This window comes from Streptomyces sp. NPDC088387 (assembly GCF_044753385.1).
Taxonomy (GTDB): domain Bacteria; phylum Actinomycetota; class Actinomycetes; order Streptomycetales; family Streptomycetaceae; genus Streptomyces.
In genome coordinates this window covers 480,968-495,327 of sequence record NZ_JBIVNC010000006.1, presented here as the reverse complement: position 1 = coordinate 495,327, position 14,360 = coordinate 480,968, and the positions used below count along the sequence as shown (strand labels likewise).

At 69.9% G+C, this 14,360-nt stretch carries 14 protein-coding genes; 10 read left to right on the top strand and 4 right to left on the bottom strand.

Annotation, left to right across the window (positions count from 1 at the left end; translation table 11 throughout):
* The first annotated feature begins 175 nt into the window (after positions 1 to 175).
* Positions 176 to 1,327, top strand: coding sequence for an FAD-dependent oxidoreductase (locus ACIQAC_RS19110; RefSeq protein WP_402192520.1), 1,152 nt, complete (start codon positions 176 to 178; stop codon positions 1,325 to 1,327).
* Between the two features lie 59 nt (positions 1,328 to 1,386).
* Here the strand turns inward: ACIQAC_RS19110 and ACIQAC_RS19105 are convergent, their stop codons facing one another.
* The gene (locus ACIQAC_RS19105; RefSeq protein ID WP_402192518.1) at positions 1,387 to 2,331 is read right to left on the bottom strand and encodes an NAD-dependent epimerase/dehydratase family protein; all 945 of its coding nucleotides are present in this window, start codon (positions 2,329 to 2,331) and stop codon (positions 1,387 to 1,389) included.
* Between the two features lie 68 nt (positions 2,332 to 2,399).
* Here ACIQAC_RS19105 and ACIQAC_RS19100 point away from each other — a divergent pair, with 68 nt between their 5' ends.
* Positions 2,400 to 3,005 carry a TetR/AcrR family transcriptional regulator gene (locus tag ACIQAC_RS19100; RefSeq protein WP_402192516.1) on the top strand — a complete coding sequence of 202 codons (606 nt, stop codon included), beginning with the start codon at positions 2,400 to 2,402 and terminating at the stop codon, positions 3,003 to 3,005.
* A gap of 291 nt (positions 3,006 to 3,296) precedes the next feature.
* Here the strand turns inward: ACIQAC_RS19100 and ACIQAC_RS19095 are convergent, their stop codons facing one another.
* A complete protein-coding gene (locus ACIQAC_RS19095; protein ID WP_402192514.1) occupies positions 3,297 to 3,917 on the bottom strand; it encodes a TetR/AcrR family transcriptional regulator in 621 nt (206 codons plus the stop codon).
* 113 nt (positions 3,918 to 4,030) lie between these two features.
* Between ACIQAC_RS19095 and ACIQAC_RS19090 the strand changes: the two genes are divergently transcribed.
* Positions 4,031 to 4,489, top strand: a complete 459-nt coding sequence (locus ACIQAC_RS19090) for a nuclear transport factor 2 family protein (protein WP_402192512.1) — start codon at positions 4,031 to 4,033, stop codon at positions 4,487 to 4,489.
* A gap of 172 nt (positions 4,490 to 4,661) precedes the next feature.
* The gene (gene proP, locus ACIQAC_RS19085; RefSeq protein ID WP_402192510.1) at positions 4,662 to 6,170 is read left to right on the top strand and encodes a glycine betaine/L-proline transporter ProP; all 1,509 of its coding nucleotides are present in this window, start codon (positions 4,662 to 4,664) and stop codon (positions 6,168 to 6,170) included.
* 5 nt (positions 6,171 to 6,175) lie between these two features.
* Here the strand turns inward: proP and ACIQAC_RS19080 are convergent, their stop codons facing one another.
* Entirely contained in the window at positions 6,176 to 6,655 is a 480-nt protein-coding gene (locus tag ACIQAC_RS19080; protein ID WP_402192508.1) for a hypothetical protein, read from the bottom strand.
* Positions 6,656 to 6,884: 229 nt separating this feature from the next.
* Here ACIQAC_RS19080 and ACIQAC_RS19075 point away from each other — a divergent pair, with 229 nt between their 5' ends.
* The gene (locus ACIQAC_RS19075) at positions 6,885 to 7,871 is read left to right on the top strand and encodes a hypothetical protein (RefSeq protein WP_402192506.1); all 987 of its coding nucleotides are present in this window, start codon (positions 6,885 to 6,887) and stop codon (positions 7,869 to 7,871) included.
* Positions 7,872 to 7,973: 102 nt separating this feature from the next.
* Complete coding sequence (locus tag ACIQAC_RS19070) at positions 7,974 to 8,468, top strand: MarR family winged helix-turn-helix transcriptional regulator (RefSeq protein WP_402192503.1); 495 nt, start codon at positions 7,974 to 7,976, stop codon at positions 8,466 to 8,468.
* A 64-nt stretch (positions 8,469 to 8,532) separates the two neighbouring features.
* On the opposite strand, the gene ACIQAC_RS19065 is transcribed toward ACIQAC_RS19070, so the two are convergent.
* On the bottom strand, positions 8,533 to 9,183 hold the full coding sequence (locus ACIQAC_RS19065; protein ID WP_402192500.1) for an FMN-dependent NADH-azoreductase: 651 nt from the start codon (positions 9,181 to 9,183) through the stop codon (positions 8,533 to 8,535).
* 177 nt (positions 9,184 to 9,360) lie between these two features.
* On the opposite strand from ACIQAC_RS19065, the gene ACIQAC_RS19060 reads away from it, so the two are divergent.
* From ACIQAC_RS19060 to ACIQAC_RS19045, 4 genes are all read left to right on the top strand, one after another.
* Positions 9,361 to 10,029, top strand: a complete 669-nt coding sequence (locus ACIQAC_RS19060) for a nitroreductase (RefSeq protein ID WP_402192498.1) — start codon at positions 9,361 to 9,363, stop codon at positions 10,027 to 10,029.
* A 116-nt stretch (positions 10,030 to 10,145) separates the two neighbouring features.
* Positions 10,146 to 10,874, top strand: a complete 729-nt coding sequence (locus ACIQAC_RS19055) for an SDR family oxidoreductase (protein WP_402192495.1) — start codon at positions 10,146 to 10,148, stop codon at positions 10,872 to 10,874.
* A gap of 156 nt (positions 10,875 to 11,030) precedes the next feature.
* Positions 11,031 to 12,434, top strand: coding sequence for a hypothetical protein (locus ACIQAC_RS19050; RefSeq protein WP_402192493.1), 1,404 nt, complete (start codon positions 11,031 to 11,033; stop codon positions 12,432 to 12,434).
* 453 nt (positions 12,435 to 12,887) lie between these two features.
* Positions 12,888 to 14,267, top strand: coding sequence for a GMC oxidoreductase (locus ACIQAC_RS19045; protein WP_402192491.1), 1,380 nt, complete (start codon positions 12,888 to 12,890; stop codon positions 14,265 to 14,267).
* Positions 14,268 to 14,360 lie beyond the last annotated feature (93 nt).

Here is a 14,360-nt window from a genome sequence, read left to right as displayed (position 1 = left end):
TCGGCGGAGCCCCGCGTCATCCCAAAGGAGTGATCATGTTCGCGACCGCCAAGTACCCCTAGTCACCCCAGAAGGGACGTCCACGACCCCTCTGTCCCCCGCCGGACCCTCCGGTGCCCGCACTTCGCTTGCCACTATGAGCCCGTCCTGGGCCCCGGCGTCGAGAGAGTGCGAGATGGCGGATCGACCGAGAATCCTGATAGCCGGCGGCGGTATCGGCGGGCTCGCGCTCGCCCAGGCGTTGCGCCGCGACGACCAGGACGTGGTGGTGTTCGAGCGCGACCCGACCCCCGAGGTCCGCAACCAGGGGTACCGGATCCATATCGACGCGGACGCCAACGCCGCGCTCCAGGCATGCCTCGCGCCTCCGCTGCACACCACGATGTGCAGCTCCAGCGGCGTGAGCAGCAGCCTTGTGGCCTTCTACTCGCCGCAGTTGGAGCTGGTGAACTCACTGACGCTCCCCGCCACGGACGGCGAGATCACGCACATGGACCGCAGTACCTTCCGGAAGGTGCTGCTCACCGGGCTGGACGACGTGGTCCGGTTCGGCCGGACGGTGTCCGGCTTCGACGTCACCCCGGCAGGACGGGTACGTGTGTCCCTCGCCGACGGTGGCGTCGAGGAGGGCGACCTCCTGGTCGGCGCCGACGGGGCCCGGTCCGCGATCTGCCGTCAGCTGCTGCCCCACGCGAGCGTGCGGGATCTCGGCCTGCGCTGCATTTACGGGCGCATACCCCTCGACGACACCACAAGGGCGCTTCTCCCGGAGGACTTCCATCGGGGCACCATCTGGGTGGCCGACGACAACGACTGCGGCGCGGGCTTCGCCCCCATGCAGTTCCGCACCCGCCCCGAAGAGGCCTCCGACTATCTGATGGTCACCCTCTTCACCACCGCCACACGCCTGGGCATCCCCGGCGAGGACGAGTACAGGCGGCTCGCCGCGCCCGAGTTGCGGCGCATCACCGCCGACCTGACGGGACACTGGCATCCCCGACTGCGCGAGGTCTTCGACCGGACACCCGCCGACAGTCTCCTCCCCATCCCGATCCGCGCCGGCGAACGCGTCGCCCCCTGGCCGGCCGGACCGGTCACCGTCCTCGGCGACGCCATCCACCTGATGCCTCCCACCGGCGGAGTCGGCACCAGCGCCGCGATGCAGGACGCCGCGACCCTCGCGGGCGAACTCCGCAAGGCGGCGGAGCAGGGCCGCACCTTGGTCGACGCGGTCGCCGCATACGAACGGGTCATGCTCCCCCGGGGTTTCGACATCATCGACGGCGCCCTCAAGACGGCGGCGCTTATGTTCGGCAGGGAGTTCTGAGGCACGTCAGGAAAGCTGAGACACGCCCAGTAGCGAGGACGCGGACACGGTCATCACCCTTATGAAGAAGCCCCGTTGGCCGAAGCCTTCCCTCGGAACCACTCGAGTGTCGCGCGGACACCCTCGGCATGTGACGTGACCTCCACCGGCGCGAACGCCCCGCGGAAGGCAGAGTCGTCAGCGATGAACGGGCGATCGCGCTGGTACGCCGTCTCGGCGAGTTCACGGACCGTCGGATTGAACAGCCCGATGACCCGCTGGGCCCCTTTACCCAACCCCGCACTCCTGGGCTTGCCTCCCGCCTCGGCCCACACAAGATCCAGGAACGCGCGTCCGGTGACCGGTTCGGCGGCCGGGAGGTGCCAGGCGCGTCCGTCGGCTTCGGGGTGTTCACCGAGGCGGACCAGGCCGGCGGCGATGTCCGGGAGGTAGGACACGGTGTGCGGCTGGTCGAGGTCGCCGACCCAGCGGGCCGTCCTGCCCGCCAGGGCGGCGGCGAAGACGGTCGGCCCGAGAACGGTGTTGACTCCCCCGGGCCCGTAGTAGTCGGAGGCCCGCCCCAGGGTGGCCCGCACCCGCCCGGACCGGTGGGCGTCGAGGATCAGCTTGTCGACCTCGGCGCGCACCCTGCCCTTGGGGCCGGTGGCCGCATGCGGCAGGTCCTCGGTCATCGGGCCCTCGACAGGACCGTAGACGTAGAGGTTGTCGGCCATGACCAGCTTCGCGCCCGCGGCCTCGACACCCGTGAGGACCGTGCGGGTGAGGTCCGGGAACTCCTCCGCCCAGCGGGCGTACGGCGGTTGGGCGCACTGATAGACGACGGTCGAGCCTTCGCAGGCACCGAGCGCGCCCTCGGTCGTCGTCACGTCGGCGCGAACGTCGTGCGGACCGGTGGCAGGGTGCCGGCTGACCGCGCGCACCCGGTGGCCACGAGCCGTGAGTTCCGCGACGACAGCCGCACCGATCGCGCCGGTGGCACCGAGGACTGTGTGCAGGTCGGACATTCGCTACCCCTGGCTCGCAGTGATTCTGTAACGACGTTACGTAACAACGTTATGATACGGTCGCCCACATGGCAAGGCCCCGAAGCCGTGACTACGTCGAACTCCGCCGCGATCTCGTCGACGCGGGCGCCGAGCTGCTGGCCGCCGAGGGTCCGTCGGCGTTGAGCACCCGGCGGGTCGCGCAGCGGGCGGGCGTGTCGACTGCGGCCGTCTACAACCTCTTCGGCGACAAGGCCGGCCTGGTGCGGGAGATGTTCGTGAGCGGGTTCGCGCGGCTGGCCGACGCCTTCGCCGCCGTTCCCCGCACCGGTGACGCCATGGCAGACCTGCTCGCACTGGGTCACGCGTACCGGGCGAGCGCGCTCGCCAACCCCCACCTCTACGAGCTGATGTTCGGCCGACCGGTCCCCGAGTTCCGCCCCGACGCCGAGACGGCCGCCCGGATCGCGCCGACCTTCGACGCCCTGGTCACGGCCGTGGCCCGCTGCGTGGACGCAGGCACCCTCGCCCCCACCGACCCACAGGACCTCGCGGTCCGACTCAACGCCCTCGCCCACGGCTTGTGCAGCCTCGAACTCCGGGGAGCGCTCGGAACCACGGACGAGGCACGCACCCACTGGGACGCCGCCTTCGAGGCGATGCTCAGGGGAATGACCCCGCACACCACACCGTGACGCGCGGTCCGAAAGTCAGGAACACCCGCACACCGTCACAGACTTGCGCTCCTCATCGGTCAGCGGCGCCGCGGACAGTTGCGGCTTTCGGGGGCCGAAGAACATGGGGATGAGCATGTCCGGTGAGAACAGGCGCCGCCGCGACCGGGCGGGTAGCCGCGCACTGGAGACGACGGGCGGTGCAGCTGGGCGGTGACGGTGAGGCCATGCCCGTAGACGGGGTTGCACCCAGGCGGTCGGGGTCCCCATCGCCGGACGCCGACTTGATCCGTGCGCGACCCAACTGCCCTTCTAGGACGAGGCGTTCCGCTGTCGCGGCGCCAAGCCGTCGAAGATGATCGTGAGCATGCGGTCGCGTACGTTCTCGTCGAGGCGGGCGTGAGTGGATGTTCGGGATGTTGCGACCAGTAGGGCGTATACCTCGGGCAGTTCGGTGTCCTCTCGGACCTCGCCCGCGCGTTGGGCGTTTCGCAGGAGTACGCCGACTGCTTGGCGCAGTTCGGTCGATGCCTCCGTGGTGGCCGGGCTGTGGTCGCCGCCGGCGTCCATCAGTGCCTCGCCGATGGCGATCTTGCCGGCCGCGTCGGTGACCAGGTGACCGAAGAAGCCGAAGAAAGCGGCGCCCGGGTCCGTGGCGTCGGCCAATGCCTCGGCCTGTTTCCGCAGTCGGTCGAAGCGTCGGACCAGTACGGCCTCCAGCAGCGCCGCCTTGGTGGGGAAGTGCCGGAAGACGGTGGCGATGCCCACGCCGGCCAGGCGGGCCACCTCGTCGGTGGACGCCGACCGGCCGCCCGCGCCGAAGACCTCCTCGGCGACGGTCAGGATCCGCTCGCGGTTGGTTCGTGCGTCGGCGCGTTGTGGGCGCCGGTCGCCGGTGGCTCGGGCGGGGTCTCGGTCGGCTGAAGTGCTCATCGGGCTGTCACACGGACGACGTTATCCGAAGTCTCGACTCCGTATAGTCGGAGTCCGCACTCCGGACAGCGCTCCGGTGCCACCGCACGCCGGTCTCACGACAGGAGATGGTCATGACCCAAGTCCTCAGCCCCAGCGAGGTCTTCCTCGCGCTGGTGAACGGTGTCGCCGAGGGCCGGTGGAGCGAACTGCCCGGTCTGTACGCGGAACAGACCCACGTGGTGCACCCGTTCGACCCGCTGCGCGCCGCCGCACTCCGCACCCGCGACGAACTGCGCGCCCACTTCACACCGGGCGACACGGGCCCCCGGCTGAACCGCCGGGCCACCAACATCACGATCCACCAGACGACCGACCCCGAGGTGATCGTCGCCGAGTTCGAGTACCGGGGAACGGTCGAGGAGACCGGGGAGGCCTTCGCCCTGCCCGGTGTTTTTGTGCTCCGGGTGCGGGACGGCCAGATCGTCAGCTCCCGCGACTACTTCGACCATGTCACCGGCGCCCGTATCCGCGGACAGCTCCCGGCGCTGGTGGCAGCCGTGGAGGAGAAGCACGCGCGACCGTCCGCCTAGGGTTCTGTGCCGAGCTGGTGGTCCGCCCGGCGTGATCACGCCCGCCCGCCGACCACCCGCCGACCACCCGTCGACCGTCCCTCGATCGTCCGGGTGGCGGATGCCGGGTTTGGGCGAGCCGTGGCCGAGCAGGCGATCTTCCGGACGCCCGCGCTCAGCAGGAGGGACACCCATGGCGGCCAGTGAGGTCGACACAACCGAGGCAGACACCGATCCGGAGGCGCTCAAGCGCCATCCACTGCTCTTCAGGGCCCTGAAGCGCCGCAAGAACCCGCCGCTCCGGCGCACGGACATCACCGTCACCGACCAGGCGGCGGTGAAACGGGCGGTGAAGGCGGCCTCTCTCGGTAACGCCATGGAGTGGTTCGACTTCGGGATCTACAGCTATCTCGCGGTCACCCTCGGTCATGTCTTCTTCCCCTCGGGCAGCGACACCGTGCAGTTGCTGTCGTCGTTCGCGACCTTCGCCGTGGCGTTCCTGGTGCGACCGATCGGCGGCATGGTCTTCGGGCCGATGGGCGACAAGGTCGGCCGCAAGAAGGTCCTCGCCCTCACGATGATCATGATGGCGATCGGTACCTTCGCCATCGGTCTGATCCCGTCGTACGCCGCGATCGGCTTCTGGGCCCCGGTCCTGCTGATCTTCTTCCGGCTGGTCCAGGGCTTCTCCACCGGCGGCGAGTACGGCGGCGCGTCCACCTTCATCGCCGAGTACGCGCCCGACAACCGCCGTGGTTTTTTCGGCAGCTTCCTGGAGCTGGGGACGCTCGCGGGGTACGTCGGCGCCGCGGGCCTGGTCACCCTGCTGACCACACTGCTGGACAGCGGCAGCATGGAGGCGTGGGGCTGGCGGGTGCCGTTCCTGGTGGCCGGACCCATCGGGCTGGTCGGCCTCTACCTGCGGATGCGGCTGGACGAGACGCCCGCGTTCCAGCGACTGGAGGACGACTCCGTACACCGGGCCTCCGACGTCGCCTCCACGGTCGAGACGACCACCACCGGTGACGTCGCGAAGATCTTCCGGGACTACTGGCCGAGCCTGGTGCTGTGCATCTGCCTCGTCGGCGCCTACAACATCACCGACTACATGTTCCTGTCGTACATGCCGACCTATCTGTCGGACGAGATGGGCTACTCCGAGGCACACGGCCTGCTGCTGCTCATCGGCACGATGGTCCTGCTGATGCTGATCATCAACCAGGTGGGCCGGCTCTGTGACCGGTTCGGCCGCAAGCCGCTCCTGATGGCGGGGATGCTCGGCTTCCTCGTGCTCTCCCTCCCGGCGTTCCTGCTCGTCAGGCAGGGCAGTCTGCTCGCCGTTTCGGCCGCGATGCTGATGCTGGGCCTGTCCCTGGTCTGTCTGCTGGGCACCATGTCGGCGACGCTGCCCGCGCTCTTCCCGACCCAGGTTCGCTACGGCTCCCTGTCGATCGGCTACAACCTCTCCACCTCGCTCTTCGGCGGTACCACTCCGCTGGTGATCACCGCGCTGATCTCCGTCACCGGGAGCGACCTCATGCCGGCCTACTACTGCATGGGCGCCGCGCTGATCGGCGTGATCACCGTGGCCTGTATGAAGGAGACCGCGCGCCGGCCGCTGGAGGGTTCACCGCCCTCCGTCGCGACGCCGGAGGAGGCGGCCCGGATCGTGGAGAGCCGGGCGCCGGCCCCGAGGTTCTGAGGTGCTCAGCCCGCCGACTCCTCGGCGGGGCGCAGGTTCTGCCGGAGGTCGGTCGCGCCCGTGATGATCGTCGTGTAGAGGCCGGAGCAGGTCGCGAACTTCTCGCTGGTGGCCGCGTCGACGGTGATCTCGGGCACGGTGGCGCACAGTTCGGTCGTGTATTGGTCGTAGTCCGTGCCGATGGTCGTCGTGCCGTCCAGAGTGGCCTGGTACCGCGCCTTGTCCGGCCGGGCCTCGACCTCCTCGCGCAACTGCTCGGTGATCGCGTGCACGGCGGCCACATGGGTCTCGCAGGCGCCGCCCACTCCCCCTTGGCAGGCTTCCGGCTTCGCCTCGATCGCGTCACTGATCCGGCCGTGCCACTTGCTCTCCAGCTCCAGAGAGTCCCCGCCCTGGCCGTCGGAGCCACCACAGCCGGCGGCCGTCGCGACGACCCCGCAGACCACCAGCGCGACGAGTGGCTTGAGTCCCGTACCGGCTCTCATGTGTCCCCCTGTTGTCGGATTCTCCGCCGCCCTGGCGGGCGGAGCGGCGAGAGCGTAGCGCACCGGGTGGCGGGGCGAGTCCGCCTCGGTACAAGCCGGGCGAGGCTCCTCGGTACACGGTGAGTTGGGTGGTTCGGGCCTCGCGGATCGGGCCCGGGGACCGGTTGTCAGTCGTGCGTGCTTCGATGGTCGAAGACGCCGAGGGGCAGAACCGAGGGGGAGTCTCGTCATGGCACGCACAACGCCGTCACGTCCGCTGGACCTGGCCGCCGTCTTCCCGGAGCTGGCCGCGACGGCCAGGCCGGTGACGCGGCTGCATCCGCGCTCGGGGGCGCCGACGGCCGGTGACAGTTCGGTGGGCGGGCCGCTGCTGTGGCCGCGGGACGAGGCCTGGCCGATGTGCACAAAGACGCACGAGGTCTACGAGGTGGTGGAGTTCGCGGCCGTACGTGCCGCGCACCACCTCAGCGTCGCCAGATGGTCGCGGCCCGACGACCGGCGGCCCACGGCGGAAGAGGAGGAGGTGTTCGAGCGCGCCCGGCCGAAGGAGTTCGGCGACCTGTACACCGCTCCGGTGCCGCTGCTGCCCGTGGCCCAGTTGTACGCGCGTGACGTGCCCGGCCTGCCCTGTCCCGACGGCACGGACCTGCTACAGATCCTCTGGTGCCCGTTCATGGACCACCACGACGACATCCCGGCCGTCCAACTGCACTGGCGCGCGGCCGACGAGGTCACGGACGTGCTCGCCGCACCGCCCGAGCCGGACGTGATCGAACTGGAGGAGTACTGGCCGGCACCCTGTGTCCTGTATCCCGAGCAGGTCGTGGAGCATCCGGGGCTCAGCCAGTTGCCCGCCGACCTGGGGGCGCGCGTCTGCGCCTGGCAGGAGGAGACGGGCCACTACTACAACGCGTTCTCGGGGGCGCCGGGCTGGAAGACGGGCGGCTGGGGTGCGCCCGAGTGGCGCGAGGAGACACCCACGGAACCCGTCCGCTGTACGTGCGGTGCGGTCGCCCTGCCGCTCTTCACCCTGGGCGGCGCCGAATGGCACGGCAACGACGAGGGCGCGTGGCGGACCGTCGAGGACGCCGACGACCGGCGCTGCTATCCACCGGTCGGCGACCCGACGAACGTAAGACTGGGGGACGAGAAGTTGCAGATCCTCCGCTGCCCGGGCCACGCGGACCATCCACCCGTCGTCGCCCGCGTGTACTGAACCCGCAGGACGCGAGCGCCCTCGCCGCCTTGGGCGACGCCGCATCCAGGAAGGTTTCAGTCGATACGGTATCGAGTGAGCGGACGGAGGTAGTGTGACCCCATGACCGCCGACCTGCCCGCCCCGCCCCCCGCCCCCGCCATCGCGCGGGCGACCGACCGGCCCGGGGACGCGTCACCGTTCGCCCTGGGCCTGTTGCTGCGCCGTGCGCACTGGCACGCGGCCACGGTGATGTCGGAGGCGCTCCGGCCGCTCGGCATCGAGCTGCGGCACTTCGCGGTGCTGATCGTGCTGGTGAATGACGGGCCGACCGTGCAGCGGGATCTGGCCGCGGCGACGGGGTCGGACAAGGCGGGGATCATGCGGGTCGTGGACGATCTGGAGCGCAAGGGGCTGGCCGTACGCAAGGCCGTGCCCGGCGACCGGCGGGCGCGGGCCGTGGAGATCACACCCGAGGGGCTCGCGCTGTTCGACGCGGCCCACGCGGCGGCGCAGCCGCTCGCCGGGCGGCTGGCCGCCGGGCTGGAGCCGGGCGAGGTGCGGGCGCTCACCGAACTCCTGACGCGGTTCGCGCATCCCGACGACGGCGGGGCGTAGCGCCGGGATCGGGTCCCCGCCGCGTGACGTCACACGGCGGGGCCGGCGCCGGCTGCCCGGTCGGTCAGGCGGCGAGGCGTTCGGCGAGTTCCCTGGCCTTGGCGGCCGCGTCCTCGAAGGCGCGGCTGCGGGAGGCCTCGTAGAGCGGAATGAGGGCGGACATGGCGGGGTTGCGGGGTGCCATGGTGAGTTCCGGGACGATGAAGTCGACGTCCAGGCCGAGGCTGCCGCCGAGTACGGCCCGCAGGTAGTTCTGCACGAACTCGCAGTCCTCGCGCGGGGTGCCCGGCGCGTAGGAGCCGCCGCGGCTGGCGACGACGGTGACCGGGGTGCCCTTGGCGGACGGGGCCGCGCCCGAGGTACGGCCGAGCAGGATCACGTTGTCCAACCATGCCTTGAGGGTCGACGGGATCGAGAAGTTGTACATCGGGGCGCCGATCAGCACGGCGTCCGCCTGCTCCAGTTCCTCGATGAGCCGGATGCGCGCCGCGAGTGCGGCGGCCTGTCCGGCGCTGCGCCCGGCCGGGTCCGTCGCGGCGGCGGTGTGGGCGTCGGCCGTGATGTGCGGGACGGGGTGCGCGGCGAGGTCGCGGTAGATCACGGTGCCCTGCGGGTGCTGCTCCTTCCAGGTCCCGCGGAAGGCGGCCGCGACCGAGCGGGACGCGGACACCTCGCCGTCGAAGACGGACGAGTCGATGTGCAGCAGCGTGGCCATGGTTCTTCTCCCAACAACAGGGCCCGGGGCGTGCGCCGGGGGCCGCAGAAGGTGTGCCCGACGGTGGTCAAACACGAGATGGTATCGACTGATACTATCTCGCATGTAACTACAAGGTGCGCAGGGCCCCCGAAGTGCGCGGAGGGCATGCGCGGACAGGGCAGGAGGCAGACGGTCTTGGACGTCTACGAGGCGGTCACGAGCCGGCGGGCGGTACGTGGGTTCACCGACCGGGAGGTCCCCCGGGAGACGTTGGAACGGGTGCTCGCGGCGGCGGTCCGGGCGCCCTCCGGATCGAACCTCCAGCCGTGGCGCGCCTACGTGCTCACCGGCGCCCCGCTCGCCGAGGTGAAGAAGCGCGCCGGGGAGCGCCTCGCCGCCGGCGACCCCTGGGACGAGCCGCAGTACCAGCAGTACCCGCCCGCACTGAAGTCCCCGTACCGCGAACGCCGGGCCGCCTTCGGCGAGCAGCGCTACGGCTCGCTCGGCATCCCGCGCCACGACATCGAGGCCCGCCAGCGCGCCGCCTCCGCGAACTGGGACTGCTTCGGCGCGCCCGCCGCGCTGTTCTGCTACATCGACCGCGACCTGGGGCCGGCCCAGTGGTCCGACGTCGGTATGTTCCTCCAGACCGTGATGTTGCTGCTCCGCGCGGAGGGTCTGGACAGCTGCGCGCAGATGGCCTGGGCGAAGTTCCACCGGACCGTCGCGGAGGTCGTCTCGCCCCCGGACGAGCTGATCCTGTTCTGCGGTATGTCGATCGGATTCGAGGACGTCACCCTCGATCGCACACGTACGGGCCGCGCCCCACTTGAGGAGACGGTCACCTTCGTCGACGGTGGATAGGAACGGGCACCACCCGCGCGGCCCCCGAGGGACGCCCTCCGCCGCCGCGCCGCCCGGTGCCTCATATGCCACATTCCATGTGGAAGCCCCCACGCCGCTCCGGCGAAAGGAATGTCATGAAGATCGCAGTCATCGGCGGTACCGGTCTCATTGGTTCGCAGGTCGTCAGGGACCTCAACGCCGCCGGCCACCAGGCCGTACCGCACTCGCAGTCGACCGGTGTCGACGTCCTCACCGGTCAGGGGCTCGACGAGGCCGTGGCCGGGGCCGACACCGTCGTCAACCTGACCAACTCCCCCACCTTCGACGAAGCCTCCCCCGCGTTCTTCCGGACGTCGATGGACAACCTCCTGGCCGCCGCGCAGAAGGGCGGCGTCGGGCACTTCGTCATCCTGTCGATCGTCGGCGTCGACCAGGTGCCGGACCTGGACTACTACCGGGCCAAGGTCCTCCAGGAGCAGATCCTCACGGCCGGGCCGGTGCCGTACTCGATCGTCCGGGCGACGCAGTTCATGGAGTTCATCGACTCCGTCCTGTCCTGGACGGCCGACGACACCACCGTCCGGCTGCCCGCCACGCCGATCCAGCCGATCGCCGCCGCGGACGTGGCCGCCGCCGTCGCGAGGGTCGCCGTCGAAGGCCCGTTGAACGGGATTCACAACATCGCCGGTCCCGACATCTACACCCTCGACGAGCTGGGCCGGATCACCCTGTCCCACAAGGGCGACAACCGTACGGTGGTCGTCGACCCGACCGCCGGCATGTTCGCGGCGGTGCACGGTGACGTCCTCACCGACAAGGGCGCCCAACTCGCGCCGACGCACTACACCGACTGGCTCTCCTGACCGATCGGCGTCCACCTGCGCCCTCGCCCAAGCCCTGGCCCTGGACCTCGCCCAAACTCTGGACCTCGCCCAAGTCGTGGGCCTCGCCCCGATGAGAAACGCGGCCCGCCGCAGTCAATCCGTTCGAACAAACGTTTACTGAACGGAGAGCGCAGCATGCGGTTCGTCATCAGGTTGTCGGCTGCGGCGGTGGCCCTGTGCCTCGCCGCCGTCCTCACCGGTCCGGCGTACGCCGGCGACCGGCAGGACGGCAGACGCACGCACGAGGGGAGCATCGACGGCGCCCCCTACCGAATCGAGATGCCCAGGCACTGGAACGGCACCCTGGTGCTGTTCAGCCACGGGTACTACCTGAAGGACTTCCTCCCCGCCGAAGTGGCGCTGGCGGCGTACCCCAGCACGGAGAGCTGGCTGCTCCAGCACGGGTACGCGCTGGCGGCGTCGGAGTACAAGGGGCGGGGCGTCGGTTACGCGGTCGAGGACGCCATGACCGACCAACTCGCCCTGCTGAACCACTTCCGGGCGGAGATCGGTACGCCTCGGCGCACCATCAGCCACGGGATGTCGCAGGGCGCGGTGATCGCCGCGCAGCTCGCCGAGCGGCACCCGGGGCGGTTCGCGGGCACGGCGGGAATGTGCGGCGAGGTGGACACACCCGGCTCGTGGAACAGCGCGCTGGACATCCAGTTCGTGGTGAAGACGCTGCTGGCGCCGGGCGCGGACATCGATCTGGTGCGGCCGGCCGATGCGGCGACCGCGGCCGCGCACACCGAGGCGCTGGCCTCGGCCGTGCGGGAGGCGCGCGGTACGAAGGAGGGGCGCGCGCGGCTGGCGCTGGCCGGCGCGGTCGCCAACATTCCCACCTGGTACTCGCCGTTCGAGCCCGAGCCGACGCAGCTGACCGAGCGGATCGCCGCGCAGTCGGCCTGGGTCGAGTACGCCTACGGCTACGGTCTCGGCCCCACCGGCCGGCTCGACCTGGAGGCCCGCGCCGGCGGCAACCCGTCGTGGAACACGGGCGTCGACTACGAGCGCCAGCTCGCCCGGTCCGCCCTACGCGACCTGGTCCGCGAGGCGTACGCGGCCGCGGATCTCGACCTGGGTGCGGACCTGGACACCCTCGCGGGCGCCGAGCGGATCGGCGCGGACCCGGCCGCGGTCGCTTACACCAAGCGGCACGGGCTGGTCGACGGCACGGCACGTACGCCGACGCTCACCCTGCACACCACGGGTGACGGCGGGGCCCCCAACGACCAGGTGCGCTGGTGGGCGGAGCAGGTGGAGCGGCACGGCACCGGCGACTTCCGCCAGCTCTATCTCGCGCGCGGCGGGCACTGCTCGTACAGCTCGGCGGAGGAGATCGTCGCGCTGCTCACGCTGGACCGGAACATCGCGACCGGACAGTGGGGGAACCTCGGCCCGTCCGCCCTGGACGCCAGGGTCCGCGCGTTCGGTCCCGAGTACCAGACGGTGCTCGACTTCGGAACGGGCGACGTCAGGCCTGTCACGCCGGCGTTCACCGGGTACGTGCCTCCGGCATTTCTGCGGCCGACACGCTGAAAATCTTTTCCATGTTCCCTCTCGGGCATCATTCACCGGTTGAATTGATGCCCGAGGGGGAATTGCGGTGTCGGTCTATTCCTGTGGCAAATGGCAGGTGAGCGACACTGAAGTTACCCATAAGTATCTCGTGACTTCTTTCACACACCCCAGTAGAACCCGTTTCGATTGCCCAATCGAAAGGGGATCTGCGTGGACACCAGACACAGCAGCACGCTGCAAGAAAGAGGTCTGTCTCGACGTCGCTTCATTGGAGGAACTGGTTCTATTTTCGGCGCCGTCGCCCTGGGCGCACTCGACCTTCCGACCGCCTCGGCACAGCCGTTCGAGGCCAATGTGATCGAACCCGGTGCACGGGTTTCCGCACTGGTGATTGGCACGGGATACGGAGGTTCCGTCACCGCACTGCGACTCGCTCAGGCCGGTGTCGACGTCCACATGGTGGAAATGGGCATGGCCTGGGACACCCCGGGAACGGACGGGAAGATCTTCGCCAACACCACCACTCCGGACCACCGGTCCTTCTGGCTGCGCACCCGGACCAAGCAGCCCCTGAGCAACTTCCTCGGTTTCCCGATCGACAAGGACATCCCCCGGTACACGGGCATCCTGGACGCCGAGGAGATGGGCGGCATCATCGTCTACCAGGGACGGGGAGTCGGCGGCGGTTCCCTCGTCAACGGCGGTATGGCCGTGACGCCGCTGCGGTCCCGCTTCCCCGGAGTGCTCCCGTCGGTGAACGCCGACGAGATGTACGACGTCTACTACCCGCGGGCGAACACGAACCTCGGCGTCAACTCGATCGACCCGGCCTGGTTCGAGACCGCGGAGTGCTACCAGTACGCGCGTGTGGGCCGCAAGCACGCCGGCCGCTCCGGCTTCCCCTTCATGTTCGTTCCCAACGTCTACGACTGGGACTACATGAAGCGCGAGGCCGCGGGGACGGCGACCAAGTCGGCCCTGGCCGGCGAGATCCTCTACGGCAACAACCACGGCAAGAAGTCACTTCAGAAGACCTATCTCGCGCAGGCCCGCGCGACCGGCCGGGTCAGCATCTCACCGCTGCACAGGGTCGCCACGGTGACGCCCGCGACGGGCGGCTACTCCGTGACCATCGAGCAGCTCGACACGAACGGGGCCGTCACCACCACCAAGACCGTCCTGGCCGAGCGGGTGTTCTTCGCCGCCGGCAGCGTCGGCACCAGCAAGCTCCTGGTCCGGCTGAAGGCGACCGGAGCGCTGCCCGGGCTCAACGGCGAGATCGGCAGGGGCTGGGGCGAGAACGGCAACGTCATGTGCGGGCGGGCGAACCATCTGTGGGACCCGACGGGGGCCCTTCAGTCGTCGATCCCGACCGCGGGCATCGACAACTGGGCCGCGGGCGGGGCGTTCGCCGAGGTGGCGCCGCTGCCGACCGGTATCGAGACCTGGGCGTCGTTCTACCTGTCCATCACCAACAACCCGCACCGCGGCCGGTTCACCTGGAACGCGGCGACGGGAAAGGTCGAACTCGACTGGCAGACCGCCTGGAAGCAGTCCTCGATCGACATGGCGAAGACCATCTTCGACAAGATCAACGCCAAGGAAGGGACCATCTACCGCACCGACCTGTTCGGCGTCTACAAGATCTGGGGGGACCACCTCACGTACCACCCGCTCGGTGGGGCGGTGCTCAACAAGGCCACTGACAACTACGGCCGTCTGTACGGCCATGCCGGCCTCTATGTGATGGACGGTGCGCTGATCCCCGGCAACACCACCGTCAATCCGTTCGTGACCATCACCGCGCTCGCCGAGCGCAACATCGAGAAGATCATCGCCGAGGACTTCTGACCACTCCCGCGTCGCGTCCGGGCGACGTGCGGACTACCGCGGGCCGTGGGCGATACGCCCCGGCCCGCACTCCGTCGCCTGCTCCGACTTCCG

Bases quoted from the DNA above. Each gene is read 5' to 3' on its own strand.
- ACIQAC_RS19055 (WP_402192495.1), top strand. From the start codon at position 10,146: ATGAAGATCGCAGTCATCGGCGGTACCGGTCTCATTGGTTCGCAGGTC.
- ACIQAC_RS19050 (WP_402192493.1), top strand. From the start codon at position 11,031: ATGCGGTTCGTCATCAGGTTGTCGGCTGCGGCGGTGGCCCTGTGCCTC.
- ACIQAC_RS19080 (WP_402192508.1), bottom strand. From the start codon at position 6,655: ATGAGAGCCGGTACGGGACTCAAGCCACTCGTCGCGCTGGTGGTCTGC.
- proP (WP_402192510.1), top strand. From the start codon at position 4,662: ATGGCGGCCAGTGAGGTCGACACAACCGAGGCAGACACCGATCCGGAG.
- ACIQAC_RS19095 (WP_402192514.1), bottom strand. From the start codon at position 3,917: ATGAGCACTTCAGCCGACCGAGACCCCGCCCGAGCCACCGGCGACCGG.
- ACIQAC_RS19110 (WP_402192520.1), top strand. From the start codon at position 176: ATGGCGGATCGACCGAGAATCCTGATAGCCGGCGGCGGTATCGGCGGG.
- ACIQAC_RS19090 (WP_402192512.1), top strand. From the start codon at position 4,031: ATGACCCAAGTCCTCAGCCCCAGCGAGGTCTTCCTCGCGCTGGTGAAC.
- ACIQAC_RS19075 (WP_402192506.1), top strand. From the start codon at position 6,885: ATGGCACGCACAACGCCGTCACGTCCGCTGGACCTGGCCGCCGTCTTC.
- ACIQAC_RS19105 (WP_402192518.1), bottom strand. From the start codon at position 2,331: ATGTCCGACCTGCACACAGTCCTCGGTGCCACCGGCGCGATCGGTGCG.
- ACIQAC_RS19070 (WP_402192503.1), top strand. From the start codon at position 7,974: ATGACCGCCGACCTGCCCGCCCCGCCCCCCGCCCCCGCCATCGCGCGG.
- ACIQAC_RS19065 (WP_402192500.1), bottom strand. From the start codon at position 9,183: ATGGCCACGCTGCTGCACATCGACTCGTCCGTCTTCGACGGCGAGGTG.
- ACIQAC_RS19045 (WP_402192491.1), top strand. From the start codon at position 12,888: ATGGCCTGGGACACCCCGGGAACGGACGGGAAGATCTTCGCCAACACC.
- ACIQAC_RS19100 (WP_402192516.1), top strand. From the start codon at position 2,400: ATGGCAAGGCCCCGAAGCCGTGACTACGTCGAACTCCGCCGCGATCTC.